Genomic DNA, 26,263 nt, shown 5'->3' on the forward strand with positions numbered 1-26,263 from the left:
CACCAGTTCGATACGGCGGCGCGGTCGTTGCGGTGTGCCGGGTGGAGGCGGTGGCGTACGCGGAGGACGGGTTCTCGGACCGGCGCGAGGCGGCCGAGACGGGGGTGACGCGCACCCAGATGATGGTGACGGACGCGCAGCGGTTCGTGTCGGCGGGGATCCGCATGGTCACCGCCGGGGGCGTGCTGTCGGTACTGAACCCGCTGATGCTGCCGCTCCTACTGCTCGCCGTGCTCCCGGCCGGTGTCGGGGCCGTCCTGAGCGCGCGGGTCGACTACGGGATCCACTACGGCGACATCGCCGACAGCAACGTGCGCGGCATGATGCGGTGGTGATGGACCCGCGCGGCGAGCACCAGATCTTCGAACGGATCAAGGCCATCTCCGCCGACCGCATCACGATCGTGGTCACCCACCGCCTGGAGGACACCAGGATCGCCGATCACATCATCGTGATGGAGCACGGCCGGATCACCGAGCAGGGCCGCTACGACGACCTCGCCCACGGCGGGGGAACCTTCGCCGAACTCCTCCGACTCTCCCAGGACCGCTGACCCCTCACGTCACCGCCCGTCCACCTCCTCCCGGCTGCCCGGATTCCCCTGCGCCGCCCGCCCCTCCGATCGGAGAACCATGACGACGACCTCCACCCCTGACGAGCTGCCCGGCACGGCGATGACCGACGAGGCCTACGGCGCCCTGCGCGCCTCGGCCGCCCTGTGGGCCGGCACGTCCGTGCTGATCACCGACCGACGAGGCCGCATCCTGATCCAACACGTCGACTACCTGTCCACCTGCCTCCTGCCGGGCGGCGCCGTCGACGCGGGCGAAGCCCCCTCCCACGCGGCCTCCCGCGAACTGAAGGAGGAGCTCGGCGTCGACGCGGTCGTCGACCGGGGCCTCGCCGTCGACTGGGTCTCCCGTGACGGCTCCACCGCGCCGCCCGTCATGCGGTTCCCCGGCGAGATCATCCACGTGTACGACGGCGGCACCTGGGACGACGAGCGGATCGCCGCCGTCCGACTGCCCGAAGGCGAGATCGAGAGCATCGAGTTCGTCGAGCCCGCCCGCCTGCCCGACCTGATGTCCCCGAACGATGCCCGCCGTGCCCTGTCGGCGCTCCGCGCGCGCATCGGCTCCGTCGGCGCCGCACTCCTGGAGAACGGCTCCCCGCTCACCCCCACCGTCCTCGATCGGGCCGGTGTCCTGCGCACCGCCCGAGCCGAGCACCACTTGCCGTTCCACCCCGCCCCGGCACCGGACGGCCTCGACGTGCGCCAGTCCTGGGGCTGGCTGTTCGCGCCGGACGGCCGCGTCCTCGTCCTCCTCGACCCCGAAACGGGAGCAGCCTGCCTCCCCGGCGGCACGCCCGAACCCCACGACCACGGCGACCCGGTGGCCACCCTGCGCCGCGAAGCCCGGGAGGAAGCCCGAGTCGGCCTCGGCGAGCCGGTGTTCCTCGGGCACCTCACCGATCAGGGCCGGCCGTGCGCCCGCTTCCGGTACGCCGCGGCGGTGTCCCACGTCGGACCCGTGCTCCCCGACCCGGCCACGGACCGCACCTACACCCGGATCCTGGCCGCGCCGGAGCAGGCCCTGGAGCTCTTCGACTGGGGCCCGCCGGCCACCGAGCAGCTCGCGGCCGTCCACCGGGCGCGCGAGCGCCTCGGCATCCCCGCGGCAGCACGTGGCCCCGTCACCGAACTCGGCGCCCCCACCGTGTGGTGACAACCGGGCCACCGATGCCCCTGGTTCAGCGCTCCCGGTCGGGAACCGGAGGCTGTCGACCACCTCCTGTTCGTCGCGGCCGGCTCTGCGGGCCAGGACGGTGGCCACGGACACGACGGCTTCGACCTGAGGCGGAAGAACGGGCGCCGACAGGATCCTGCGGACGGTGTCCCCGCTCTGTTCGTCCCCCATGCGCCGAGCATCGCGCAGGACTCACCCGTCCGTGTGACTTCCGCGCGACTCGGCGCAACCGGGCGCGACTCGGATTCCGGGCTCCGGCGGGCCGCAGGCTGGTGGACAGGTCGGCCGACCGCAGCGTCCATCCGTCCACGGCCTTGGGGAGTCCCGCCATGTCCGTTCCCGCGCCGAAGCAGCCGTCCGTCCCGGATCCGAACCGTCGACCGGCCGATGCGGCAGCCGTCCCCACCACGTCCGCCGAGCGCCCCGCCGACACGGCGCCGCCGCGTCGCGACTTCCTGAAGGGGGTGCTCTACGAAGCCGGCAGGACGTTCTTCCGGGAGGCCTGGACGGTGGTCGTCGGCGAGGGACCCGACTGCGGCACACTGGTCGGGCCAACCTGCCGCTGACGCACGGGAGATCACCTGATGAACGCCGTCCCCGCCGCCGACGTCCGGGGAACCGGGGAAGCCGAGGGCCGTACGGGCGGCTGCCTGTGCGGCCGCGTTCGGTTCACCACCCGGGGGCCGGCCGTCTTCCCCCACACCTGCGCGTGTGCTCATTGCCAGAAGCTCGGCGGCACTCCCGTGATGTGGTGGGTCGGCTTCGAGACGGTCACCTGGACGGGCGACAGCGAGCCGACCTGGTACGAGACCTTCCCGGGCGAGGCGAAGCGCGGCTTCTGCCCGACCTGCGGCAGCCGCGTCGCGGCGATCGACGCCGACATCCCGGAGATCGGCATCAACGTCACCGCCCTCGACGACACCGGCGCCACGGACCTCGTGCCCCGCCACGCGTCCTTCCGCGACAACGCCGCGCCCTGGCTGCCCCCGCTGCCGGAGACCGCCCCCAGCACGCGTCATTCATCCCAGGCGGACCTCCCGTGACCCGTTCACCCCGGCCCGTCGAGTTCCTCGACCCCGGCGGGCTCACCTTCGTCGAGCACCCCCCGCCGACGCTCTCGCCCTGGGAACGAAGCGAGGTCGACCGCCTCTGGGAGGAGACCCGGGCCTGCAACCCCGCCACCTTCGACGGCCCTCTGGTCGCGAGCCTCAAGGTCGACCGGACCGCGTCGGGCCGCTTGGTGGTGGGGTGGGCACCCATGACGTACCGCTCCAGGGCGCTGCGCCGGCTGCGGCCGCCCGAGCGGGTCCCCGGGTCGGTCTTCGTCACCGTCCTGCTCCCCACCGACGAGGGGCTCGTGGTCGGACGGGGATCGCCCGCCACCGCAGCGCCCGGCCGTTGGACCCTCCCGGGCGGCGCGGCCGAGCCCCCTCCGCCCGGGACGCCGCTGGACACGGAGGTGCTGCGCAGGCACGCCGCCCGCGAGCTGGTCGAGGAGACCGGCGTCCTCGTGGCCGACGGGCAGCTGACCCTGTGGGGGCTCACCCGCGGACTGCGGTTCGGCAGCCTCGGCTTCCACTTCCTCTGCCCGCCCACGTCCGCCGCGCTCGTGCGGCGGACGTGGGCGGACCTTCCTGCCGCGCAGACGACCGGACGCGGCGACGGACCGGAACTCGACGCGCTGGCCTTCGTCCCCGCTCCCGACCGTGTCGACCGGCTCGGTCCGACCGCGGACTACCTGCCCCAGGTGCTCGACCGCTACTTCGCGGCCTGACCCTGGCCGGTGCGGCGCGCGCGGGGTGACGTCCGGGCGCGCCGGACCGCGCCCGAACGCGCCGGGGCGAACACGAAGCGTGACGCCTCCGGTCGCGGGGTCCGCCGAGTGGGGGGAGGGTGGTCGGGGTGCGACGAAAGGGCAGTGTGATGACCGAAGGCCGACCTGCGACGACGACCGATTCCGGGGCTCCGGTGGAGAGCGACGAGCATTCGCTCACGGTGGGGGCGGGAGGTCCGATCCTCCTCCAGGACGCTTATCTGATCGAGCAGATGGCGCAGTTCAACCGGGAGCGGATCCCGGAACGCCAGCCGCATGCGAAGGGGAGCGGCGCGTTCGGACGGTTCGAGGTCACGCATGACGTGAGCCGGTACACGAAGGCGGCTCTGTTCCAGCCGGGGGCGCGTACCGATCTGGTCGCCCGGTTCTCGACGGTGGCCGGTGAGCGCGGCAGCCCGGACACCTGGCGGGACCCTCGCGGCTTCGCGGTGAAGTTCTACACCGCCGAGGGCAACTACGACATGGTCGGCAACAACACGCCGGTGTTCTTCATCAAGGATCCGATGAAGTTCCAGCACTTCATCCGGTCGCAGAAGCGGCGGGCGGACAGCAACCTGCGCGACCACGACATGCAGTGGGACTTCTGGACGCTGTCGCCGGAGTCGGCGCACCAGGTCGCATGGCTGATGGGCGACCGGGGCATCCCGCGGACATGGCGCCACATGAACGGCTACACCTCGCACACGTACATGTGGATCAACGCGTCCGGTGAGCGCTTCTGGGTGAAGTACCACTTCAAGACCGACCAGGGCATCGAGTTCCTCACCCAGGACGAGGCCGACCGCTTGGCGGGCGTCGACGCGGACTTCCACATGCGGGACCTGTTCGAGCACATCCGGGACGGGGACTTCCCGTCGTGGACGCTGCACGTCCAGGTCATGCCGTACGAGGACGCGGCCGGGTACCGGTTCAATCCGTTCGACCTCACGAAGGTGTGGCCGCACGGCGACTACCCGCTCGTCCCCGTCGGCCGGATGACGCTGGACCGGAACCCCACCGACAACCACGCGGAGATCGAGCAGGCGGCGTTCCAGCCGAACAACTTCGTCCCCGGCATCGGGCCGAGCCCGGACCGCATGCTGCTGGGCCGGCTCTTCTCGTACGCGGACGCCCACCGCGCCCGCATCGGCACCAACTACCAGCAGCTGCCGGTGAACGCCCCCGTCGTCGACGTCCACACGTACTCCAAGGACGGCGCGATGGCCTACCGGAAGACGTCCGATCCGGTCTACGCGCCGAACTCCAAGGGCGGCCCGGCGGCCGACACCGAGCGGTACGGGACGCCGCCGGGCTGGGAGGCCGACGGGGAGATCACCCGGGCCGCCTACGTCTCCCACCCGAAGGACGACGACTGGGGGCAGCCCGGCACCCTCGTCCGCGAGGTCCTGGACGACGCGGCCCGCGACCGGCTCGTGGACAACGTCGTCGGGCACCTCCTCGACGGGGTGAGCGAGCCGGTCCTGGAACGGGCCTTCGCCTACTGGAGGAACATCGACGCGGCCGTCGGTGCGCGCATCGCCGAGGGCGTGCGCGCCGGGCAGGGTTCGTAGGGCTCGGGAGGCGGGATGCGACGGAGCCGCCGCTCGTCCCGGGGCGGCGGCTCCGTCGCAGGTGGGCGCTACGGCGTCGGCAGGGTGATCTCGCGCTTGAGGATCTTGCCGCTCGGGCCCAGCGGGAGCTGGTCCACGACCCACACGTGGCGGGGGTACTTGTAGGCGGCCACCTGGTCCTTGACGTACGTGCGCAGTTCGTCGGGGGTGGCCCGGGCGCCGGGGCGGAGCGTGACCGCGGCGGCGACCTCCTCGCCGAGTTCGGCGTGGGGGACGCCGACCACGGCGGCGAGGGCGACGGCGGGGTGCTCGTGGAGGACCTCTTCGATCTCGCGCGGGTAGACGTTGTAGCCGCCGCGGATGATCATGTCCTTCTTGCGGTCGACGACGTACAGGTAGCCGTCGTCGTCGGCGCGGGCGAGGTCGCCGGTGCGGAGCCAGCCGTCGGGGATCGCGGCCTCGGTCTCCTCCGGGCGGTTCCAGTAGCCCTTCATCACGTTCGGTCCCCGGACGGCCATCTCGCCGATCTCGCCGGGGGTGACGTCCTGGCCCTTGTCGTCGAGCAGGCGTACCTCGACGTCCTGGATGGGGGTGCCGATGGAGCCGGCCTTGCGCGGGCGGTCGGGGTGGTTGAAGGTGACGACCGGGCTGGTCTCGGACATGCCGAAGCCTTCGAGGACCGGACAGCCGAAGCGGCGCTCGAATCCGTGGAGGATCTCGACCGGCAGCGACGCGCCGCCGGAGATGCACATGCGCAGCGTCGACACGTCGGCCTCCGACGGGTGCTGCAGCAGCGCCGCGTACATGGTGGGTACGCCTTCGAAGACGGTGGCCCGTTCGCGGGCGATGGCGTCGAGGACGGCCGCGGGGTCGAAGCGCGGGATGAGGACGAGGGAGGCGCCGCTGCGGACGGCGGCGCTCATGGTGCAGATCTGTCCGAAGATGTGGAACAGCGGCAGGCAGCCGACCACCACGTCCTGCGGTGTCATCCGCTGGATGTGGACGGTGTTGACCTCGGTGTTGTGGCGCAGCCCGGCGTGGGAGAGGACGGCGCCCTTGGGCCGGCCGGTGGTGCCGGAGGTGTAGAGGAGGACGGCCATGTCGTCGTCGTCCGTGTCGGCGACCTCGGTCAGCGGCTCGTGCAGGTCCAGGAGGGCGGCGAAGGCCGCGGGCTCGACGGCCGTGTGCCGCACTCCCGCGGCGCCGGCACCCTGGGCGCCCTCGCCGGGGGCCTGGTGCCATTCGAAGAGCCGGACCGCGCCGGAGTCGGCGAGGTGGAACTCGGTCTCCCGGGTCTTCAGGAGGGGGTTCATCGGGACGACGACCGCTCCGGCGCGGAGGATGCCGTAGTACAGCACGACGAAGTCGGGGACGTTCGGCAGCATCAGGGCGACGCGGTCCCCGGGCCGTACGCCCTCGGACCTGAGCAGGGCGGCGGCGCGGGCGCTGCGCTCGTCCAGCTCGGCATAGGTGATGACCTGCTCCCCCAGGCGCAGTGCCGGGCGCTCGGGTTGCCGTCGCGCCGTCTCCACGAGGAACCCTGCCAGATTGGCCATGACCCGCCTCCGTTGCACAGAATCGCCAGATGTTTACATCGCCGACATCTTGCAGCCGTGCGGGTCCTGGACCTATGGCCTGCGGGACAACGGATGGGCCCGGGGATTGTCCTGGGCGACAAGACGGTGGCGTTAGGCTGCGCAGATGATTCTTTCGGGTGTGGCGGAGACGCTTCTGTCCGGGCTTCCGGAGCTGGGCGAGCGCATGGCGCTGCGCATTCGCGCGGACGTCGAGGCGTACCGGGACGAGTCGCTGATCACCCTGGATTCGCTGCGCCGCTCCTGCGCCGCGAACGCGGACCTCATCCTCACCCACCTCCGCGTCGGAGGGGCTCCGGACGCGAGTTCGGCCCGCGACACCGGGCGGCTCCGCGCCGAGCAGGGGGTTCCGCTGGCGGACACCCTGCACGCCTACCGGATCGGCTCGCAGCTCCTGTGGACGGAGATCCTCGCCGAGGCCCGTACGCGCCCGGACGTGTCCGACGACCTGCTGCTGACGGAGTCGGCCGAGTTCTGGGCGCTGTCCGGGCTGTACGCGGAGGCGGTGGCGGTCGCCTACCGCGAGGCGGCAGCGGAGCTCACCTCGCAGGGGCAGGCGAGGCGTTCCGCGCTGGTGGAGGCGCTGTTCACGGGCATCGTCACCGACCGCACGCTGTGGGAGGCGGCGCGCGAGCTCGAACTGCCCGAGCACGGGCCCTACGCCGTCGCCGCGGCGAAGGTGGACGTCCCCGGCGAGGAGCCCCTCACCGGCGTGGGGGCGGCCCTGCGCCAGGCGAACCTGCCCTCCGCCTGGCGGCTCCTGCCGGACGAGCAGCTCGCACTGATCGCCCTGCCCACGGCGGCGGCGGAGACCGCGTGCCTGCGCGTCCTGCGCCGGACGCGCGCCCGTGTCGGCTTCAGTCCGCGCTTCCCCTCGTTGCGGGACACGCCTCAGGCGCTGCGCTTCGCCCGGCTCGCCCTCGCCGGGCTGAAGGGTGCCGGCCCCGGTGTGGCCCGCTTCGACGACAATCCGCTGGCGATGGTCGTCGCCGCGGCTCCGGCCGAGGCCACGCACCTGATGGAACTGGTCCTCCGGCCGCTGCTCGACCTTCCGGCAGCGGAACGGGCCCGGCTCCTGCGCACCCTGGAGCACTGGTTCGACGCCGCCGGCTCGGCCGGCGCCGCCGCCCGGAGCCTGTTCGTCCACCCCAACACCGTCCGCTACCGCCTGCGCCGCGTGGAGGAGCTGACGGGCCGCTCCCTCTCCGATCCGCGGGCGGCGGCCGACATCGGCGCGGCGCTCCTGGCGGTCCGCGGTCCGGGGCGGGGCGACGTGTCCCGCCCGGCGTCCTAGGCACCGGCGAGGGCGCGGGTACGGGGCGTGGAGTCGCGTGCGGCTTCTCACCCGGAGCCCGGATCGCGTGCGGCTCCCGGCCGTCACGCGCTCCCGTCGTTCACGAGCAGGATCTTGCCGAGGTGGCCGCCGGCTTCCATGAGGCGGTGCCCTTCGGCGGCGTCGGCCATGGGTACGGTCCGGTCGACGACCGGCTTCACCGTTCCGTTCTCGATCATCGGCCAGACGTTCCTCTGGACCTCGGCCACGACCTCCGCCTTGTACTCCTTGGAGCGCGTCCGCAGCGTCGTCCCGTGCACCGAAGCCCGCTTGAAGACGATCTCCGCGAGATTGAGCTGCCCCTCCAGCCCCTTCTGGAGGCCGATCACCACCAGCCGTCCGTCGGCCGCCAGGGAGCGGACGTTGCGCTCCAGGTAGTCACCGCCGACGACATCGAGGATCACGTCGTAGGGGCCGTGCTCCGTGAAGTCCTCGGTGCGGTGGTCGATCGCCACGTCGGCGCCGAGCTCCCGGGCCCGGGCCGCCTTCTCCGCGCCGCCGACCGTCGTGACGACCCGAGCACCCAGCGCCTTGGCGATCTGGATGGCCGTGGTGCCGACACCTCCGGCGCCACCGTGCACGAGGAGCGTCTCGCCGGCCCTCAGATGCGCGGTCATGACGAGGTTGGACCACACCGTGGCGGTCGCCTCGGGAAGACCCGCCGCCTCCGCCAGCCCGACCCCCTTCGGGATCGTGAGCAGCTGCCCGGCGGGAACGGCGACCTTCTGCGCGTAGCCGCCGCCGGTCAGCAGGGCGCAGACCTCGTCGCCCACCTGCCGGTCGGTGACGCCTTCGCCGACGGCGCTGATGCGGCCGGAGACCTCAAGGCCCGGATACGGCGACCAGTCGGGCTGCAGCGGGTAGAGCCCCCAGCGCTGCATGACGTCCGCCCTGTTCAGGGCGGAGGCCACGACGTCGATGACCACCTCACCGACGCCGGGCGTCGGGTCCTCGACCTCGGCCCATCGCAGAACCTCGGGACCACCGTGCTCCGTGATCGACACAGCCTTCACGACAAAACTCCGTTCCCATGACCGAGAGAAGGGCTCTTGCGGGTCCTGGGGACGGGCGGGTCCCGGGAAACCGGGCGTCCGCGGCGTTCCTACGGAAGGCCGGACAGTGCCGGGCGCGACCCGAACACGACATCGCGCGCGGCCGGGACGGGGCGAGAGCACCCGCCCGGTCCCCGCACACCCGAGAGCCAGATGTTTACAGTACATACATTAGGTCTCGAAGTGTGCAGCGTCAACATGAGAGGGGCTCACTCCTCTTCCACGATGTGCATCGCGGCCTCCTCGGCGGAGGCCGCGCCGCCGTCGATGCCGAGGTCGCGGGCGTTGAGTTCGTATCGGGCCGGGCCGGTTCCCTGGTCCTCGGAGAGCAGGCGGCCGGCACGGCGGCCGCCGACCTGGTCGTCGAGGAGTTCCCCGTCGGTGTCCGTGGCGTCGCCGAGGCCGTCGCCTTCGGGGGCGGCGAGCTCCGGCGCCTCCTGCGCGAGCCGTGCGTCGAGGGATTCGCCGCGTACGCGCTCCGCCGCGGTCACGCCCTCGTGCTCGATGCCCAGAGGGCGCTCGGGCGGCGAGTAGCCCTCGTCGAGCGGGTCGCCGGCGGGCGCGTAGAGGGTGTCCTCGTAGTCCAGTACGCCCGCGTCGTCCTGGACCTCGCTGCCGTCGGGCTGGTAGACGTCGTCGCCCCATGCCTCGGTCTCAGTCATGTGGAACTCCGTTCGCCGCACCGCGGTTCATGGCGTGGTGGAGGGGAGAGCGAAACGGAAGGCGCCTGCTCCGCCGCCGAGTTGAGGACAGAGGTACCGGGCCGGGTGACGACGCGCAGGGTCCGGCGGACAGGACGGGAAACGATTCCGTGGGGTACCGCCCCGGCGGCAGCCGGCCTTCGAACGCGTGGGCCCTCCCGTGGAACCCCGGTGACAGGCTGCCCATGGGTTCACTCCTCCCGCTCGAAGTCGGCCTCCGCCCGCTCCTCGTCGAGATCGGCTTGGGCCTGGGTGTACAGGTCGTGCACGAATCTCCGGGCGTCCTCGGGCGAAATGCCGACGCCGAGCCGAAGGAGGCGGCCAGTCCACGAGGCGAGGGGATCGCCGGGTTCTTTCATGGGAACCTCTTTGACGGGCTGGAAGTCCTGGAAGTCATCGGCCGTCGGTCGGCGACAGGCTGGACGGCGGGGCTCCACCGCCGCGCTCACGCCGGCCCCGCGGAACCCGCCATGGGGACACAGCGCACCGTGTCCCTGCTCTTCCTTCCATGATCCCCTCCTGCCGTGCCCTCGCAACCCGGCGTGTCCGGGGCCGCCGGTCCGGTCCCGGCGGCGTTCGTGCGTGCCCGTCGCCGCGTACCGGATCAGCGGCCGGTACGCGATGTACTCATCGCCTCCTGCCCAGGAGCGGGTGGGTCCGGGACACGGCCCTGGCGATGAAGGAGAAGGAGCGCGAGCTGTGGGGCGCGTAGATGAGGCGCAGGGTGTCGGGTCTGGTGGGCTTGGAGAGGACCGACTTGCGGTGGCTGAAGGTGTCGAAGGACGACCGGCCGTGGTACGCGCCCGTGCCGGATTCCCCGACGCCGCCGAACGGCAGGTTCGGGGCGCCGAGGTGGATCATGGCTGCGTCGAAGACGAGCCCTCCGGACGAGGTCCGCTCCAACAGGGCCTGTCGGGCCGCCTTGTCGCGGGTGAACGCGTACAGGGAGAGGGGCTTGTCCCTGGCGTTGACGAAGTCGACGGCCTCGTCGACCCCGCCGACGGTCAGGACCGGGAGGATGGGGCCGAAGATCTCCTCGGTCATGACGGGGGCCCCGGTCGGCACGTCGGTCAGCACGGTCGGGGCGATGTAGCGGTCCGCCGCGTCGGAGACCCCGCCGATGACGAGTTCGCCTTCCGCCGTGAGTCCGGTCAGGCGCCGGAAGTGACGGTCGTTGACGATGCGCCCGTAGTCCGCGCTGGTGCGCGGGTCGGTGCCGAACATCTCCTGGACGGCGCGGGGCAGCGCGGCGAGCAGGGGGTCGCGTGCGGCGCGGGTGACGAGGACGTAGTCGGGTGCGACGCACGTCTGGCCGGCGTTGGTGAACTTGCCCCAGGCCAGTCGTCGCGCGGTGACGGCCATGTCGGCCGTCTCGTCGACGAAGACGGGTGATTTGCCGCCGAGTTCGAGGGTGACGGGGGTCAGGTTCCTCGCCGCGGCGGCGGCGACGATGCGGCCGACGGTGCCGTTGCCGGTGTAGAAGACGTGGTCGAAGCGCTGGGCGAGCAACAGGGTGGTCTCTTCCACCGCTCCTTCGACGACGGCGACGGCCTCCAGCCGGCGGGGCAGGAGCTCGGCGAGCAGGCGACTGGTGGCGGGGGCCAGTTCGCTGGGTTTGACGACGGCCGCGTTGCCGGCGGCCAGCACGCCGACCAGGGGGTTCAGCGTGAGCGCGAGCGGATAGTTCCAGGGCGCGATGACCAGGCAGACGCCGAGGGGTTCGGGGTGGATGCGGGCCGTCGCCGGCTTCAGGTTCAGGGGGACGGCGACCCGCCGCGGCCTCATCCAGCGGTCGAGATGGCGCAGGGCGTGCTCGACCTCGGCGAGGACTCCGCCGATCTCGGTGACGTGCGACTCGGTGCGGCCCTTGCGCAGGTCGTCGTAGAGCGCCTCCTCGACGTCCGAGGCGTGCTCCACGAGGAGGCGCCGCAGGGCGTGGAGCTGGCGTCGGCGCCAGGCGGCCGGTCGGGTGAGACCCGAGTCGAAGGCGGCCCGCAGGTCCGTGACGGCCTGCGGGATGTCCTGGTCCTGCCGTGCGGGGGGAGCGGCGGTGCCGGTCATGGCGCGAACCTTCCGGGCGGTGGGGTGGGGACGGTCGGATGCCGCGATTGCGGTCGGCGGACGGTCGGGGGCCGCGATCACGGCCGGCGGACGGTCGCCGCCGCGTTCACGTCGGCGACGAGGCGTACGGCGAGGCGTTCGGAGGACGGCGGGTTCTGCCCCGTGTACACGTTCCGGTCCACCACCACGTACGACCGCAACGGCAGGCGCGCCTTCGAGTACTCCGCACCGCTCTCCCGCAACCGGTCCTCCAGCAACCACACCGCCTTGCGACCGAAACTGTTGAACCTCTCCTCCAGATTCGACAGCCCCGTCATCCGGTACCCGGTGAACGGCCACGACCCGTCCTCGTTGCTCGCCGCGAACGCCGCGGCCGGCGCATGGCACAGCAACGCCAACGGCTTGCCCGAACGCAGCACCTTCGTGATCAACGCACCCGACACCGGATCCACCGACAGGTCCTCCATCGGCCCGTGCCCACCCGGGTAGAACACCACGTCGAAATCGTCCGGATCCATCTCCGCCAGCACCCGCGGACGATCCAACTCCCCCTTGATCGAATCCAGATACGCCGCCACCTCACGCAGCTTCGACGGCCACCCCGCCGTCCGCCCCGTGCTCAGCTCGTCCAGCGTCGGAACCTTCCCACCCGGCGTCGCGATCGTGATCTCCCACCCCGCCTCCGAGAAGATCCTGTGGGGCACCGCCAGCTCCTCACCCCAGTAACCCGACGGATGCACCTCCCCACCCCGCAAGGTCCACCGGTCAGCCGCGGACACCACGAACAGCACCCTGGTCATGACGACCCTTCCTCCTGTGGCGGCTCCACCGCCGCGGTGACGGCCATGCGCATGCGCATCCACTTCCGCATCCACTTCCGCATCCGCTTCCGGATTCACGTCCGCTTCCGCTTACGCATTCGCTTCCACATTCGCTTCCGCTTCCGGGGCGAGTGGCCCGGAATCATCATCTGCCCTGAGGTGGGGCCGGGCGACCGCGCGTCCTCCTCCGCCTGGCCGGCGATGCCCTGGCGGGTGCCGCGCGGGGGCACCCGTAGCCGGGTTGCGTGGGGTGGGCAGCGCGCAAACGATGGGACCGGGGCTTCGACGCCCGGGGCGGGAGAACACCACCCGCGGCCGGTCAGGCCGCAAAGACCGGGCATGTGCGTGCCCACGACATGGAGTGGACATGACCGAGCTTCCTCCTCCGATCACGCCTTACCTCGAACCGGCCGCACAGGAGCTCTGCGACGCGACCGATCCCCACCCCCGCATCTACGAGGTCCCGCCCGAGAAAGGCCGCGAGATCCTCCTCGGCCTGCAGGTCGACCCGAGCGTGCCCCGCCCCGAGGTCGACGAGGAATGGGTCGACGTGGACGCCGGCGAATGGGGCACCGTCCGCACCCGGATCATCCGCCCCAAGGGCCTCACCGGCCCCCTGCCCGTCGTCTTCTACATCCACGGGGCCGGCTGGGTCTTCGGCGACGACAAGACCCACGACCGGCTCTTCCGCGAACTCACCGTCGGAGCCGGCGCCGCAGGCGTCTTCCCCGTCTACGACCGCGCACCCGAAGCCAAGTACCCCACCCAGGTCGAACAGAACTACGCCGTGGGCCAGTGGGTCATGGAACACGGCGCCGAACACGGCCTGGACACCTCACGCGTGGCGGTCACCGGCGAATCCGTCGGCGGCTGCATGTCCACCGTCTTCGCCCTCATGAACAAGGAACGCGGCGGTATCGACCTCAAGGCCCAGGTCCTGCTCTACCCGGTGACCGACGCCGACTTCGACACCCCCTCCTACCTCCAGTTCGCCGAGGGCTACTTCCTCACCCGCGACGGCATGAAGTGGTTCTGGGACGCGTACACCACCGACCCGGCCAAGCGCGCCGAACCGTACGCCTCTCCCCTGCAGGCGACACTCGAACAGCTCAAGGGCCTCCCCACCACCCTGGTGATCACCGACGAGGCCGACGTCCTGCGCGACGAGGGCGAGCAGTACGCCAACAAGCTCCGCGAGGCCGGCGTCGACGTCACCTCCGTCCGCGTCCAGGCCATGGTCCACGACTTCCTCCTCCTGGACAGCCTGCGCGACACCCGCGCCGCCAACGTCGCGCGCAAGCTCGCCGTCGACGCCCTCAGGACGGCGTTGCACGGCGACTGACGCACGCCGCGCTCCCCTACGCATGACAGCACAACTGCACGACCGCATGCACGCGTGCGCGTGTGCGCGTGTGCGCGTGTGCGCGTGTGCGCGTGTGCGCGTGTGCGCGTGTGCGCGTGTGTGTGTGCGTGACCGAACGACCTTGCAAAAGAACGCAGTTGGGCCCGGCGGTGCCATCACGGCTCCGGCGGGCCCGCCGCGTTCTCCGCGGTGGTGCGACCACCCGGCTGCGACGTACCCCACACTCCTCGATGTTTACGGTGATTACATTGATGCCCTAATGTGAGTAGTGCATACATCGTGCACGGCCAAGAGGGAAGAGAGATCGGAATGACCAGCGAACTGTTCTCGCCGCTGACCCTGCGCTCCGGACAGGTGCTGAAGAACCGGATCGCGAAGGCGGCCATGGAGGAGAACATGGCCGACGACCACCAACTCCCCGGCCGGCAGCTGCTTTCGCTGTACCGGCGCTGGGCCGACGGCGGCACCGGCCTGCTGATCACCGGGAACGTGATGGTCCACGCCGAGGCGATGACCGGACCCGCCGGAGTCGTGCTCGACGAACACGCGCCCCTGAAGCCCTTCAGCGAGTGGGCGGAGGCGGGGAAGTCCGGCGGGGGCGCGATCTGGATGCAGATCAACCACCCCGGCCGGCAGGTCACCTCCGACATGCCCGGCGTCGTCTGGGGACCGACGGACACCGGCGTGAGCCTGGGCAAGCACAGCGGCCGCTTCGGCAAGCCGACGGCCATGACCGCCCAGCAGATCCAGGAGACCGTGGCGCGGTACGCGGTGACCGCGCGGCGGGCGGAAGAGGCCGGCTTCGACGGCGTCGAGGTCCATGCCGCCCACGGCTACCTGCTGTCCCAGTTCCTCTCCCCCCTGGTCAACAAGCGCACCGACCGGTGGGGCGGATCGCTGGAGAACCGCGCCCGGATGCTGCTCGACATCGTCCGCGCCGTGCGCGCCTCCGTCTCGCCGTCCTTCGCGGTCGCCGTCAAACTGAACTCCGCCGACTTCCAGCGCGGGGGCTTCGACGCCGACGACGCGCGCCAGGTGATCGAGATGCTGGAGCCCCTCGGCGTCGACATGGTCGAACTGTCCGGCGGCAGCTACGAAAGCCCCGCCATGACCGGCCGCCCCGCCGACGACCGCACCCAGGCACGCGAGGCCTACTTCCTCGACCTCGCCAAGGACCTCGTCAGGACCAGCCCCCTCCCCCTGATGCTCACCGGCGGCATCACCCGCCGCGTCACCGCGGAAAGGGTTCTCGACAGCGGCGTCTCGGTCCTCGGCATGGGCACCGCGCTCGCCGTGACCCCGGACCTCCCGGAGCGCTGGCGCCAGGGCCGCGAGGCCGACCGCGCCATGCGGCCGGTGACCTGGTCCGACAAGGCCCTCGCCTCCGCCGCCGGCATGGCCCAGGTCCGCCACCAGATGCGCCGCCTCGCCCGCGGGCGTGCCACCAAGCCCGGTACGCACCCGGCCGTCGCCCTCGTGTCCGAACACCGCAAGCAGCGGCGCGCCCTGCGCAACTACCGCACCTGGCTGGCCGCTTACCGGACCGCTGCCTGACGTCGACGCCGACGGAGCCCCGGGGCGCGCACGTCCCCGTGCCGCCCCGGCACCATCGCCCCTCGCACTCACGGAACAGCCGCCACATCGCCCCTCGCGCTCACGGAGCAGCCGCCACTCCGCGCCGCCCGAGACGCACGACCTCCGCTCACCCCGGGCACCCCCGACACCCCCGGCACCCCGGCACCCCGGCACCCCGGCACCCCGGCACCCCGGCACCCCGGCACCCCGGCACCCCGGCACCCCGGCACCCCGCGAGAATCCCCCTTGTTGACGCTGCTCACATCACCCTCCCTACAGCCCTATGTATACACCGCTTACATGAGAGTGAGGGACCCCCATGTCTCCGACTCAGCAGGACACCGTCCAGGTCGACCTCGGCGGCCGCGCCGTCACCGTCCCCAAGGGCGGGCTGTACGACCGGTACCGGATGGACCCCGACCTCGACGCCGTCGCCCGCGACCCCCGCGTCAGCGGCGTGGACTTCTTCCGCCGACTGCCCAAGATCAAGGTCGACTCCCCGGTCGGGGCCACGCTCACGCCGAACTTCTACTACACGATCTCGACCGCCCGGCTCACGATGCTCGCGCCGTCCCGGGCGATCCGCGGCCGGCTGCCGGAGGAGCTCTCGCCGCTGGAGATCGCGCCGGGCCTCGGGCTGGTCTCGGTGATGTTCTTCCGCTACGACGTGTGCGACATCGACTTCTACACCGAGGCCGCCGTCGGGATCGCCGTCAAGCCCGCCCGGCACGGGAGGCTCGGCTTCTTCGACCTCGTCACCGGGCTGAAGAACGAGCACCTCCACAGCTACGTGCTGTCGTTGCCGGTGAGTTCGGACATCGCCCAGGTCCGCGGTCACGACGGCTACGGCTTCCCCAAGTGGGTCACCGGACTCGACGTCGACATCGACGACCGGCGGACGACGGCCCGCGTGGCGAACGACGCAGGCGGGGTGGACCTGTCCCTCCTGGCGAACACCCCGACCCAGCGCGCCCACCCGAGCGGCGGGCGCGTCGGTTCCCTCACCTCGTACACGAAGATCAACGGCGCGTGGCACTCCACGCTGAACCAGACCAACGTGCTGAACGCCGGTACGACGCGCGGCACCGGCGGCATCACCCTCCAGCTCGGCGAGGGCCGCATGTCCGACGACCTGCGGTCGCTCAAGCCGAAGCGGACCATCCAGTTCGACGTCATGACCGAGGGCCAGGCCGCGCTCCACATGCCGGTGCCCACGTCGGTCCGGAGCCGGAACAAGTAGCAGCGAGCAGCAAGGAGTCCGTGTCATGGTCACCGACCACGCCGTCCCTTCCACCGCCTCCCGCGGCCCGGGTCTGCCCGCGTTCATCACCCCCGGTCTGCTGGAGCAGCTGGCCGCCCGGGTCTCGGCCGCGCCCCACGCGGCACGGGTCACCACCAACGCCCCTTACACCGGCGAGCCGTTGGCCGACCTGCCGGTCTCCACGCCGGAGGACGTCGAGGCCGCGTTCGCGCGGGCCCGGAGCGCGCAGAAGTCCTGGGCGGCCACCCCGATCGAGGAGCGCAAGCGGATCCTGCTGCGCTACCACGACCTGGTCCTGGCCCGGCAGGACCAGGCACTGGACCTGATGCAGGCCGAGAACGGAAAGACCCGCCGCGACGCCTTCCTGGAGGTCGTCGACATCGGCATCGTCTCGCGGTACTACGCGCGCAACGCCGCCAAGCACCTCCGCCCCAGGAGGCGGCGCGGCGCGATCCCCCTCCTCACCCACACCACGGAGCTCCGCCACCCCAAGGGCGTCGTCACCGTCATCTCGCCGTGGAACTACCCGCTGAGCATGGCCGCCAGTGACACCCTCGCGGCGCTGACGGCCGGCAACGCGGTCGTGCAGAAGCCCGACACGCAGACCGCGCTCACCGCGCTGTGGTCCATGGACCTGATGTACGAGGCGGGCCTGCCGACCGACGTGTGGCAGATGGTGATCGGCCGGGGCAGCTCCATCGGCGGGGCGTTGATGGACCACGCCGACTACATGATGTTCACCGGCTCCACCGCCACCGGGCGCCGGATCGCGAGCGACGCCGGCAAGCGCCTCATCGCCGCCTCCCTCGAACTCGGCGGCAAGAACGCCATGATCGTCCTGGACGACGCCGACATCGAGAAGGCGGCCGAGGGCGCCGTCCACGCCTGCTTCCCCTCCGCGGGTCAGCTGTGCGTCTCCATCGAGCGCCTCTACGTGGCCGAGTCCGTCCGCGACAAGTTCGTCGCCGCGTTCGTCGCACGGACCAGGAAGCTCAGGATCGGCGCCGCGTACGACTACAGCATGGACGTCGGCAGCCTCACCACGCCGTCCCAGCTGAAGACCGTCACGGAGCACGTCGAGGACGCCGTGTCCAAGGGCGCGACCGTCCTCGCCGGCGGCAAGGCCCGCCCCGACCTCGGCCCCCTCTTCCACGAGCCGACCGTCCTCACCGGCGTCACCCCGGACATGACCGTGTACGACCACGAGACCTTCGGCCCCGTCGTCTCCGTCTACTCCTACCGCGACGTCGACGAGGCCGTCGCGTTGGCCAACGCCACGCCGTACGGCCTCAACGCCAGCGTCTGGTCGCGCGACGGCGCGCGCGGCCGGGCCGTCGCGGCCCGGGTGCACGCCGGGACCGTCAACGTCAACGAGTCCTTCGCCGCCGCCTGGGGAAGCATCGACGCGCCGATGGGCGGCATGGGCGACTCCGGACTCGGCCGCCGCCACGGCGCCGAGGGCATCCTCAAGTACACCGAGGCGCAGACCGTCGCCCACCAGCGGCTCCAGGGCTTCTATCCGCCTTCCCGCATCAGCCCGGAGACCTGGGCCACGCTGCTGACCGGCGCCCTGAAGGCCATGAAGACGGTGGGCGTCCGCTGAACCCCGGGCACCCGCACACCGCCCGAGTTCCCTCTTCCCTTTCGATCCTTTATGATGTATGCACCGTTCACATGGGGAGCGTCATGTGAACGGTGCAGACTCAGGAAAGGCGAGTGGGCCCCATGTCACAGAGCAGCACGTACCACCACGGCGATCTGCGTGCCGCGTGCCTGCGGGCGGCCCGCGAGCTGCTGGAGGAGGACGGCAGCGCGGGCCTCTCGCTGCGCGCGGTCGCGCGCCGGGCCGGGGTCTCGGCGACCGCCCCCTACCGCCACTACGCGGACCGCGAGGCACTCGTCTCCGCGGTCGCGGCGGAGGGTTACCGGGAGCTCGCCACGTACCTGTCGACGGCCCATCCCGCCCCTTCGACCCCGGACGACCTCGCCGCCGTCGCCGTCGCCTACGTCCGGTTCGCGCTCGACCACCCCGCGCTGTTCCGCGCCATGTTCGCCGAGCCCTGCGACCCGACCAGCGAGGAACGCGTCGCCGCGACCGCCGCCATCTCCGAGTACGTCCGCGGCATCGTCCGCGACGCCTTCCCCGGCTCCGACGACACGGACGCCCTGTCGACCACCGTGTGGGCCCTCGTCCACGGCTTGGCGTTCCTCCACCTCGACGGCAAGCTCGACTCCTCCACCCCCGAGGCCGTCGCCGACCAGGTCCGCGCCTCCGTGTTCGCCCTGTTCACCGCCTCCCCCGCCATCCGGGCCGCGACGCGGTAGCGGTCTGCGCAAGCAGGAGCACGAGCGGTTCGGCCGTGGTGCCGGTCAGGCCGTGCGGTCGGCGGCGAGTCGAGTGGCCAGGGCGGGGATTCCGAGAGCCTGTTCGTCGCTCGGGGTGGCCCGGTAAAGCTTGTTGGTCAGCTGGTACGGGTCGTCGACCAGGTCGTAGTACTCGCGGAACTTGACCTGGCCGGTGCCGGAGACGGTGCCGTTCCCGTCGGTGGTCAGGTCGTAGTACTCCGTGTACTGCTTGTCCTTGGCCACGTACGAGGACCAGGTCGGTACGCCTCCGGTGGCGGTGCCCTGCTTCCACCACTCCACCAGCAGGTGGTCGCGGCTCCGGGAGGAGAGCAGGGAGGTGCCGTCCTGCGGGGCGCCGGGGGTGATGCCGGCGGCGTCGAGGATGGTCGGCGCGATGTCGATGTTCGCGACGATGCGGTCGTCCACGGTTCCCGCGCCGAGTCCACCGGCCGGCCAGGAGAGGTAGAAGGGCACCTCGTGGGCCGGGCGGTAGGGCACCGACTTGGCGGTCCAGCCGTGGTCGCCCCAGCTGAACCCGTTGTCGCCGATGTAGATGACGAGGGTGTTGTCGAGCTGGCCGAGGGCCTGGAGCTTGTCCTTGAAGGCCTGGACCGCGTCGTCGACGGACAGCAGGGTGCGCAGCTGCTCGGCGCGGACGGTCCGGCCGTCGGCGAGGGTGCCGGTGGCGTTCTTGACGTACGCGGGCTTGTCGCTGCGGTCGTTCTCGGGGACGGAGGGCCGGCCGTTCCAGTCGGGCACGGGGGTGCCGGCGTACTTCGCCTCGGAGGTGCGCGGGCCGTGGGAGGCGTACGGGGTGACGTACGCGAACCAGGGCCTGGTGTCGGTGGCGGCCTTGTCGAGGAACTTCAGGGTGCGGTTCCTGACGACGGTGGTGGTGTAGCCGCTGATCGTCTGGACGGTGCCGTCGACGTTCCACTGGGCGTCGACGTAGCCGGGCTGGAGGAGGGCGAACTCCTCGAAGTGCGGCGGGTTGTCCGCCAGGGTCCAGGAGTTGAGGTACTTGCCGAACAGGCCGGTGCGGTAGCCCGCCTGCTTGAGGTACTTCTGCACGGTGGTGCTCTGGTCGAGCGCGTGCGAGGCCTTGTTGTTGCGCACGCCGTGGTTGTGGGCGTGGCGGCCCGAGAAGACGCTGGAGCGGGAGGGCGAGCACAGCGGGGTGGTGACGTGGCCGTTGGTGAACCTCACGCCTTGGTCGGCGAGCCAGGCCAGGGTCTTGGGCAGGGCCCATTCGGTGTGCTTGGGCTGGTCGTCGGTGACGATCAGCAGGATGTTCGGCCGGCCTGCGGCGGGGACGGCTCCGGCGGCCTGCGCGAAGGCGGGCACGGCGGTCGCGGCCGCGACCGCGGCGGCGCCGCCGAGGAAGCCTCGCCGGCTCACCTGCGGGCGTCGATTCTCGCTCATGATGTCCATTCCTCTGGGTGCGGGTGCACAAGGGGCACGGCGGACGGACGCACGGGGGACGCGCGTCGGTACCGCGGTGGGGAAGGGGAGGAGACGGGAGTCAGGCGGGGGCGCCAGGTGGGGGCGCCAGGTGGGGATCCCGTGGGGAGGGAAGGGGCGCGTTCAGCGCGCCGGGGCGACCGTACAGAGGGCGCCGGCCACGCGCCCCTGGTCGACGTGGCGGCGCGCAGTGAGGATTCCTGCTGCCATGGCCACGACAGTACGGCGGGCGGGTCCGCCGTTCCATGTACGGCGGATGAAATGCCTTTCCAGCAAGGCGATTTCACGGGGCGCGCCCGCTCCGGTCCTCGCGGAGAACTCACGTGAGGTCGACTGCGTTCCTGCGCGTCGGCACTTCCGGGCGCGCACCGAGCCCGTACGGGCGACCAAGTCCGGCCCTGGTCAAGGGAGGTGGCCGTGAAGGGCCGAGCACGCCCGGTGACCCGAGGCGCGCGGGACGGTGTCGCCCGCGCGCCCTGCGGCGTCAGGCGGGGTCGTCCTGGGTCGGCGACGTGATGACGGAGAACGCGCCGCCCTGCGGGTCGGCGAGGACGGCCATGCGGCCCGCGGCCATGTCGAAGGCCGGGGCCAGGACCGTGGCGCCGGCCCGTACGGCCGCTGTTTGGACCTCGTCCACGCTGTCGACGTGGAAGTACGGCTGCCAGTGCGGCGGCACGCCGGCGGGCATGCCGGCCAGGTCCATCATGCCTCCCACGGCACGCCCGGCGACCTGGAACTCGACGTAGCCCTCGACCCCGGGCGTCTCGGAAGGGGCCGTGGTGACGGGCAGGATCGCTGAGTAGAAGGCGGAGGCGGCCCGGGTGTCGCCGGTGGCGAGCTCGTTCCAGATGAGGGCACCGTGCTCGTTGACGATCCCCGCGCCGTCGAAGGTGCCGGGCTGCCACAGACCGAAGACGGCGCCCGCCGGGTCGGCGATCACCGCCATCCGCCCGAGGTCCATGACGTCCACCGGGCCCATCATGACCGTGCCGCGGGCATCGGTGACGGACTTGACGGTGGCATCGATGTCGTCCGTCGACAGGTACGTCGTCCACACCGTCGGCGGCATGAGATCCGGGACCGTCCCGTCCGGGTTCATCGCCTTCATGATCCCGGCGACCGGCTTTCCCTTGAGGCTGCACACGGCGTAGCCACCGGTCTTCTCCGGCCCCGCTTCGCCCTGCCAGCCGAAGAGGTCGCAGTAGAAGTCGATGGCGGCCTGCTGGTCGGGGGCCATCAGGTCGATCCAGCACGGTGTGCCGAGCTTGTAGGGGCCGTTCTTCTCGGGCACGGATACCTCCGGAAATGCCGCTCGGGGAAGGACAGGCCATCCCGTACCCGGGCCGTGCGCGCGGAATCGAACCGTACGGGTGAAGCACACCGGCGCGGGGCGGGGGGGCGCGGGTGCGGACTGCCGTCGGACCACGCCGGAGGGGCGTACCCGCCGACTCCCCCTCCCCGGAGAACACTTCGCCAGGGGCCCTCGCGCCGCTCGTGCCGGAGGGCGGTGTGGCGGCAGACGGCGTAGGCGGTGCGGGTGAGGTCGGCCGTGGCGATGAGCAGTCGGTGACCGGCCAGCCGCCCGCGTACGGGGGTGAGGTCGATCGAACGGACGCGGGCGAGGTCCGTCGCACCGCCGTCGAGGAGACGGCCGTCCGCGTCGCGGATGTCCGCGCCGAGGGAGGCGAGGGGGCCAAGGCCGCCGTCCATCGTCGCCGTACCGCCGAGGAAGACGACGATCTCGCGGGATCGCTGCCGTACCGCCGCGAGGACGGGGGCGGCGAGGCCTGCGCCGGAGGCGCGCATGACGTCGTGCCCGCCGGTGTGCAGGGGGTCCCAGCCGATCGACTCGGCGGCTTCGACGAGGGCGGTTCCGTCGCCGAGGGTGCCGATGCGGCTGCGCAGGGGGCGGCCGAGCGCGTCGAAGGTGTCGACGTCCAGTACGGCCCCGCCGCGTGCCGCCTGCACGGTGGCGAGTGAGCCTTCACCGCCGTCCGCGAGGGGGTGTTCGACGGGTGTGGCGCCTGCCGCGCGTACACCGGCGGCGAGGGCGGCGGCGGCCTCGGCGGCGTCGAGCGAGCCGCGCATCTTGTCGGGGCGCAGAGGCCGCGCATGGTTGTTCCGTCCTTGACGGGGAGGGCGTGGGGTCCCGGGGCCGGGTGCCGCGGGCTTGTGTGCCGCGGGGCGATGAAGCGATTCGCTCCGGCCCCCGGGACCGTGGGTGGGGTGTCGCTGTCCTGCTGCCGGACCCGGCGGCGGAGGCACAGCCGGGCCAAGGTCGACGGGGCCGACCGTTGTCGACGGGGCGCGCGGCCGGTTCCCGTCGTGACGGCCCGCGGGGCGGCGGTCAGACGGTCATCCAGCCGAGGACCGGTGTCGACTGCAGGTGGATGAGTACGGCGAACACGGCGAGCATGCCGAGGCTCCAGCCGAGCACCTTGCGGAAGATGGTGCTCTCGCCGCCGGCCATGCCGATCGCGGCGGCGGCCACGGCGAGGTTCTGCGGCGAGAGCACCTCGCCGAGGACACCGCCGGTGGAGTTGGCCGCGGCGAGCAGGACCGGGTCGAGTCCGGTCTTGTGGGCGGCGGTCGCCGAAGACCCCGACCTGGAGACGGTTCGAGCGGCCCGGGCCTCCTCCCCCGGCGCCGAGGACTCCGGACTCGAGTACCGGAACGATTGGCTGGCCCGGATGGGCAGCCACCCCCAACGGGACACCCGCGACGCCTGGTTGAACTGGGAGGAAGGACGGGTCGTGGTGAAGAACCCCGACGGGATCCTGATCGCGAAGATGCGCCGGATCGCGCGGGCACTCGGGGCGCGCGTCCAGGGCGACGACTGCGAGTACTGCGACGAGTGAGACGGGCGAACGACGCCCGTCGGCGCAGTGGGCCGGATCCCGGCCGCAGCGGCAACGCCGGCCCTCGACAGCAGGGGTCGGGGGCGCGGCCTTCACGGGAGTCCCGCCACCCGCTCGCCACGACTCCGCCACGACTCCGACGCCGATCTCGCCATGACCTTGGGCCTGACATCTTGAAAAATATATAGACCGGTCTATTCTTCAGTCATGGTTGGAGCCAAGGGAACCAAGGGGACCGAGACCAGCTCGCGGCTGGCGGAGTCGATGCTGGAGTTGATCCAGCGGCACGGGTACAGCGGTACGGGACTCAACGCGGTGGTGGAGCACGCGGGCGCGCCGAAGGGGTCGCTGTACTTCCACTTCCCGCAGGGGAAGGAGGAGTTGGGCGAGAAGGCGGTCGAGCTCGCGGCCGCGCGGTTCAGCGCGCTGGTGGCGGACTCGGCGACGGGGCCGGCCGCGGTGGGCGAGGTGCTGGGGCGGGTGATCGACGAGCTGGCCGGGATGCTCGACGGCAGTGACTTCCAACTGGGGTGCCCGGTCTCGGTCGTGACGCTGGAGATGGGGGCGCAGAGCGAGCGGCTGCGCGGCGCCTGCGCCGACGCCTTCGAGTCGTGGATCGCGCCGGTGAGTGAACTGCTCGTCGCGCACGGCCGGCCCCGCGCCGTCGCCCGCGCGCTGGCGACCGCCGTGGTCAGCATGGTGGAGGGGGCGGTGATCGTGTCCCGTGCCCAGCGGTCGACCGAGCCGCTGTACTGCGCGGCGCAGGCCGTCGCCGTACTGCTGGCGGACGGTACGGAGGTCTCGGCGTGAGCGCGGAGGAGCGGCACGCACTCGTGCTGGGTGCCAGCGGATTCATCGGGCGCCACGTGGTGCTCGCGCTCGGGCAGGCCGGCGTGCGGGTGAGTACCGCGAGTCGGAGTGACGAGTCCTCTCGGCGGCTGGCCCGGTGGCTGGCGGGGCACGGGTACGGCGAGGCCCCGGCCGACTTCCGGGTCGATTACACGAAGGCGTCGCTCATCGAGGGCGAGGGCGGCCCCGGGAGTGGCACCGGGGAGCTCGACGACGTCACCGAGATCTACAACTGCGCCGGCGCCTTCCGGTTCGGGATGGCGGAGGACGAGGCACGTCACGCCAACGTCGACAGCGTGCGCGCGGTCGTCGCGTTCGCGGCGCGGCTGCCGCGCCTGCGCCGTCTGGTGCAGATCTCCGGGTACCGCGTGAGCGGGGAGGACTCGGCCCCGTGGAGCGAGGAGCGCCGACGCGCGACCTACCGGGCGCTGGGGGCGTACGAGGCGTCCAGGGTCGAGGCGGACGCCGTGTTCCGGGAGTCGGCGACGAGCGCGGGCGTTCCGTGGTCCATCGTCAATCCGGCCAGTGTGATCGGCGACAGCGCCACCGGTGAGTCCGACCAGTACCTGGGGCTCGCCACCAACATGAACGCCCTCTGGCAGGGATCGCTCCCCGCGTTCCCGGGCAACGCCCGGACGTTCGTGCCCGTCGTCGCGGCCGACCACCTCGCCCGGTTCATGACCCTGCTGCCGACGGACCCGGACACCGAGCGGACCGCGTACTGGATCCTGGACGACGACACGCCCGCGCTGCCCGAGCTGCTCACGCGCGTGGCGGAGCAGTACGGCGTCAAGGCGCCCCGGGCACGGGTTCCGGTGGCCTTGCTCAAGCGGCTTCCCCGCCGGCTCACGCAGGCCGATCCGGAGACGCTGACGTTCCTGTCGTCCGATCGCTACCCGACCGCTTCGGCCCGTGCCGTGGCCGCCCGGCACGGGCTGACCATGCCGGACACCGCCACGACGATCCGCCGCTGGGCCGACCACCTGGCGGCCCACCGCTTCGGCGACGCGCCCACGGGTGACAGACGGTTCACGACGACCGGCGGCGTACGGACCTTCGAGCTGGGCGAGGCCGGCGCGCCCACGGTGGTGCTCCCCGGTCTGCCGGTCAACGCCGACACCTGGGCGCCGGTCGTCGCGGCCGTCGGGAACGCCCGCGCCGTCGACCTCCCCGGCCTGGGCATGAGCACCGGACACCGCGACGACTGGCCGTCCTGGTCGACCGCGCTGGTGACCGAGACCGGCGCCCGCCACCTGGTGGGCCACTCCATCGGAGCCGCCGCCGCCGTCGAGGCGGCGGCCGCCCACCCCGACGCGGTGGAGCGCCTCACGCTCGTGGCACCGTTCTTCCTTCAGGCCGCCCCGCCGCGCGCCGTCACGTGGGCGCCCCTGACCCGCCGGTTCCTGAGCCGGATCGCTCCCGCCGCGCTGGCCGAGCGGCTGACCGGCACCGCGGACCACGCGGCGTCGCTGCGACCGGCCGTCGCGGATCTGCGCCGCGGCACCGCGGCCGCCGCTGCCGGGCTCCTGGCCGCCAGTGCGGACCCGCGGTGGCGCGCACACCTCCGGGCCGAGCTGCGGCGCTACCCCGGTCCCGTCCACATCGTCGTCGGCTCCGACGACCCCCTCACCCCTGAGGGGCGGTCGCTGCTGGACGCCCTCCCGCACGTCACCGTGACCGTGATCGCCGGCGCGGGGCACCATCCGCAGCTCACCCACGCGGAGGACGTCGCCCGGGCCGTCGGCGAGCGGACGACGATCCGCGTCACCCGGACGGAAGGGGGCGTCACAGCCGTACACACGGGCCCGTGACCGTGGCGGCGGGGAAGGGGGCGTCGGCGTCCGGAGGGATCTCG

23 protein-coding genes and 2 pseudogenes are annotated in these 26,263 nt (G+C 72.0%); 15 read left to right on the plus strand and 10 right to left on the minus strand.

All coding sequences use genetic code 11. The features are described 5' to 3' along the window. Positions 1-23: 23 nt before the first annotated feature. The 7 genes and pseudogenes from ACIQFX_RS31280 to ACIQFX_RS31310 all read left to right on the plus strand — a co-directional run. Positions 24-332: pseudogene (locus ACIQFX_RS31280) on the plus strand (ABC transporter ATP-binding protein); the annotation flags it as partial. Further along, positions 332-553 carry a hypothetical protein gene (locus tag ACIQFX_RS31285; protein WP_402470197.1) on the plus strand — a complete coding sequence of 74 codons (222 nt, stop codon included), beginning with the start codon at positions 332-334 and terminating at the stop codon, positions 551-553. The pseudogene ACIQFX_RS31280 and the gene ACIQFX_RS31285, both read left to right, overlap by 1 nt. A 79-nt stretch (positions 554-632) precedes the next feature. After that, the gene (locus tag ACIQFX_RS31290; RefSeq protein ID WP_402470199.1) at positions 633-1,727 is read left to right on the plus strand and encodes an NUDIX hydrolase; all 1,095 of its coding nucleotides are present in this window, start codon (positions 633-635) and stop codon (positions 1,725-1,727) included. Positions 1,728-2,077: 350 nt separating this feature from the next. Next, positions 2,078-2,314 (plus strand): hypothetical protein, encoded by a 237-nt coding sequence (locus tag ACIQFX_RS31295; RefSeq protein WP_402470201.1) that lies wholly within the window; start codon positions 2,078-2,080, stop codon positions 2,312-2,314. Positions 2,315-2,332: 18 nt separating this feature from the next. Then, a complete protein-coding gene (locus ACIQFX_RS31300) occupies positions 2,333-2,791 on the plus strand; it encodes a GFA family protein (protein ID WP_402470202.1) in 459 nt (152 codons plus the stop codon). Beyond that, a complete protein-coding gene (locus ACIQFX_RS31305; RefSeq protein WP_402470204.1) occupies positions 2,788-3,522 on the plus strand; it encodes an NUDIX domain-containing protein in 735 nt (244 codons plus the stop codon). Before ACIQFX_RS31300 ends, ACIQFX_RS31305 begins: the two co-directional genes overlap by 4 nt. A gap of 149 nt (positions 3,523-3,671) precedes the next feature. Then, on the plus strand, positions 3,672-5,132 hold the full coding sequence (locus ACIQFX_RS31310) for a catalase (protein WP_402470205.1): 1,461 nt from the start codon (positions 3,672-3,674) through the stop codon (positions 5,130-5,132). 68 nt (positions 5,133-5,200) lie between these two features. Here the strand turns inward: ACIQFX_RS31310 and ACIQFX_RS31315 are convergent, their stop codons facing one another. Further along, positions 5,201-6,688: a long-chain fatty acid--CoA ligase gene (locus ACIQFX_RS31315; protein WP_402470207.1), complete on the minus strand. Its 1,488-nt coding sequence runs from the start codon at positions 6,686-6,688 to the stop codon at positions 5,201-5,203. Positions 6,689-6,833: 145 nt separating this feature from the next. Between ACIQFX_RS31315 and ACIQFX_RS31320 the strand changes: the two genes are divergently transcribed. After that, a complete protein-coding gene (locus ACIQFX_RS31320) occupies positions 6,834-8,021 on the plus strand; it encodes a PucR family transcriptional regulator (protein WP_402470208.1) in 1,188 nt (395 codons plus the stop codon). Between the two features lie 83 nt (positions 8,022-8,104). Here the strand turns inward: ACIQFX_RS31320 and ACIQFX_RS31325 are convergent, their stop codons facing one another. The 5 genes from ACIQFX_RS31325 to ACIQFX_RS31345 form a co-directional block, all read right to left on the minus strand. Beyond that, positions 8,105-9,073 (minus strand): NAD(P)H-quinone oxidoreductase, encoded by a 969-nt coding sequence (locus ACIQFX_RS31325; RefSeq protein ID WP_402470210.1) that lies wholly within the window; start codon positions 9,071-9,073, stop codon positions 8,105-8,107. Positions 9,074-9,321: 248 nt separating this feature from the next. Further along, positions 9,322-9,774 carry a DUF5709 domain-containing protein gene (locus ACIQFX_RS31330; RefSeq protein WP_402470211.1) on the minus strand — a complete coding sequence of 151 codons (453 nt, stop codon included), beginning with the start codon at positions 9,772-9,774 and terminating at the stop codon, positions 9,322-9,324. A gap of 230 nt (positions 9,775-10,004) precedes the next feature. Further along, a complete protein-coding gene (locus tag ACIQFX_RS31335) occupies positions 10,005-10,172 on the minus strand; it encodes a hypothetical protein (protein WP_402470212.1) in 168 nt (55 codons plus the stop codon). Between the two features lie 268 nt (positions 10,173-10,440). Next, positions 10,441-11,874, minus strand: coding sequence for an aldehyde dehydrogenase family protein (locus ACIQFX_RS31340; protein WP_402470214.1), 1,434 nt, complete (start codon positions 11,872-11,874; stop codon positions 10,441-10,443). Between the two features lie 77 nt (positions 11,875-11,951). Further along, on the minus strand, positions 11,952-12,674 hold the full coding sequence (locus ACIQFX_RS31345; RefSeq protein ID WP_402470216.1) for a type 1 glutamine amidotransferase domain-containing protein: 723 nt from the start codon (positions 12,672-12,674) through the stop codon (positions 11,952-11,954). Positions 12,675-13,062: 388 nt separating this feature from the next. Here ACIQFX_RS31345 and ACIQFX_RS31350 point away from each other — a divergent pair, with 388 nt between their 5' ends. The 5 genes from ACIQFX_RS31350 to ACIQFX_RS31370 all read left to right on the plus strand — a co-directional run bounded on the left by ACIQFX_RS31350 (position 13,063) and on the right by ACIQFX_RS31370 (position 19,219). Continuing rightward, a complete protein-coding gene (locus tag ACIQFX_RS31350) occupies positions 13,063-14,037 on the plus strand; it encodes an alpha/beta hydrolase (RefSeq protein WP_402470217.1) in 975 nt (324 codons plus the stop codon). Positions 14,038-14,367: 330 nt separating this feature from the next. Next, positions 14,368-15,612 carry an NADH:flavin oxidoreductase/NADH oxidase family protein gene (locus ACIQFX_RS31355; protein ID WP_402470219.1) on the plus strand — a complete coding sequence of 415 codons (1,245 nt, stop codon included), beginning with the start codon at positions 14,368-14,370 and terminating at the stop codon, positions 15,610-15,612. A 340-nt stretch (positions 15,613-15,952) separates the two neighbouring features. Beyond that, positions 15,953-16,873 carry an acetoacetate decarboxylase family protein gene (locus tag ACIQFX_RS31360; protein ID WP_402470221.1) on the plus strand — a complete coding sequence of 307 codons (921 nt, stop codon included), beginning with the start codon at positions 15,953-15,955 and terminating at the stop codon, positions 16,871-16,873. A 25-nt stretch (positions 16,874-16,898) separates the two neighbouring features. Further along, positions 16,899-18,497: a succinic semialdehyde dehydrogenase gene (locus tag ACIQFX_RS31365; protein WP_402470223.1), complete on the plus strand. Its 1,599-nt coding sequence runs from the start codon at positions 16,899-16,901 to the stop codon at positions 18,495-18,497. Positions 18,498-18,619: 122 nt separating this feature from the next. After that, positions 18,620-19,219: a TetR/AcrR family transcriptional regulator gene (locus tag ACIQFX_RS31370; RefSeq protein WP_402470225.1), complete on the plus strand. Its 600-nt coding sequence runs from the start codon at positions 18,620-18,622 to the stop codon at positions 19,217-19,219. Positions 19,220-19,264: 45 nt separating this feature from the next. On the opposite strand, the gene ACIQFX_RS31375 is transcribed toward ACIQFX_RS31370, so the two are convergent. The 4 genes and pseudogenes from ACIQFX_RS31375 to ACIQFX_RS31390 form a co-directional block, all read right to left on the minus strand. Beyond that, on the minus strand, positions 19,265-20,662 hold the full coding sequence (locus ACIQFX_RS31375; protein WP_402470227.1) for a sulfatase: 1,398 nt from the start codon (positions 20,660-20,662) through the stop codon (positions 19,265-19,267). Positions 20,663-21,185: 523 nt separating this feature from the next. Further along, the gene (locus ACIQFX_RS31380; RefSeq protein WP_402470331.1) at positions 21,186-21,938 is read right to left on the minus strand and encodes a VOC family protein; all 753 of its coding nucleotides are present in this window, start codon (positions 21,936-21,938) and stop codon (positions 21,186-21,188) included. Further along, positions 21,938-22,789: a glycerate kinase gene (locus ACIQFX_RS31385; RefSeq protein ID WP_402470228.1), complete on the minus strand. Its 852-nt coding sequence runs from the start codon at positions 22,787-22,789 to the stop codon at positions 21,938-21,940. The genes ACIQFX_RS31380 and ACIQFX_RS31385 overlap by 1 nt, the downstream gene beginning before the upstream one ends. A 259-nt stretch (positions 22,790-23,048) precedes the next feature. Next, a pseudogene (locus ACIQFX_RS31390) lies at positions 23,049-23,291 on the minus strand (L-lactate permease); the annotation flags it as partial. A gap of 475 nt (positions 23,292-23,766) precedes the next feature. On the opposite strand from ACIQFX_RS31390, the gene ACIQFX_RS31395 reads away from it, so the two are divergent. Together ACIQFX_RS31395 and ACIQFX_RS31400 are read left to right on the plus strand one after the other, a co-directional pair. Then, positions 23,767-24,369 carry a TetR/AcrR family transcriptional regulator gene (locus tag ACIQFX_RS31395; protein WP_402470230.1) on the plus strand — a complete coding sequence of 201 codons (603 nt, stop codon included), beginning with the start codon at positions 23,767-23,769 and terminating at the stop codon, positions 24,367-24,369. Beyond that, complete coding sequence (locus tag ACIQFX_RS31400; RefSeq protein WP_402470231.1) at positions 24,366-26,219, plus strand: alpha/beta fold hydrolase; 1,854 nt, start codon at positions 24,366-24,368, stop codon at positions 26,217-26,219. Before ACIQFX_RS31395 ends, ACIQFX_RS31400 begins: the two co-directional genes overlap by 4 nt. Positions 26,220-26,263 lie beyond the last annotated feature (44 nt).

It is taken from the genome of Streptomyces sp. NPDC093089 (genome assembly GCF_044754405.1).
Lineage (GTDB): Bacteria > Actinomycetota > Actinomycetes > Streptomycetales > Streptomycetaceae > Streptomyces.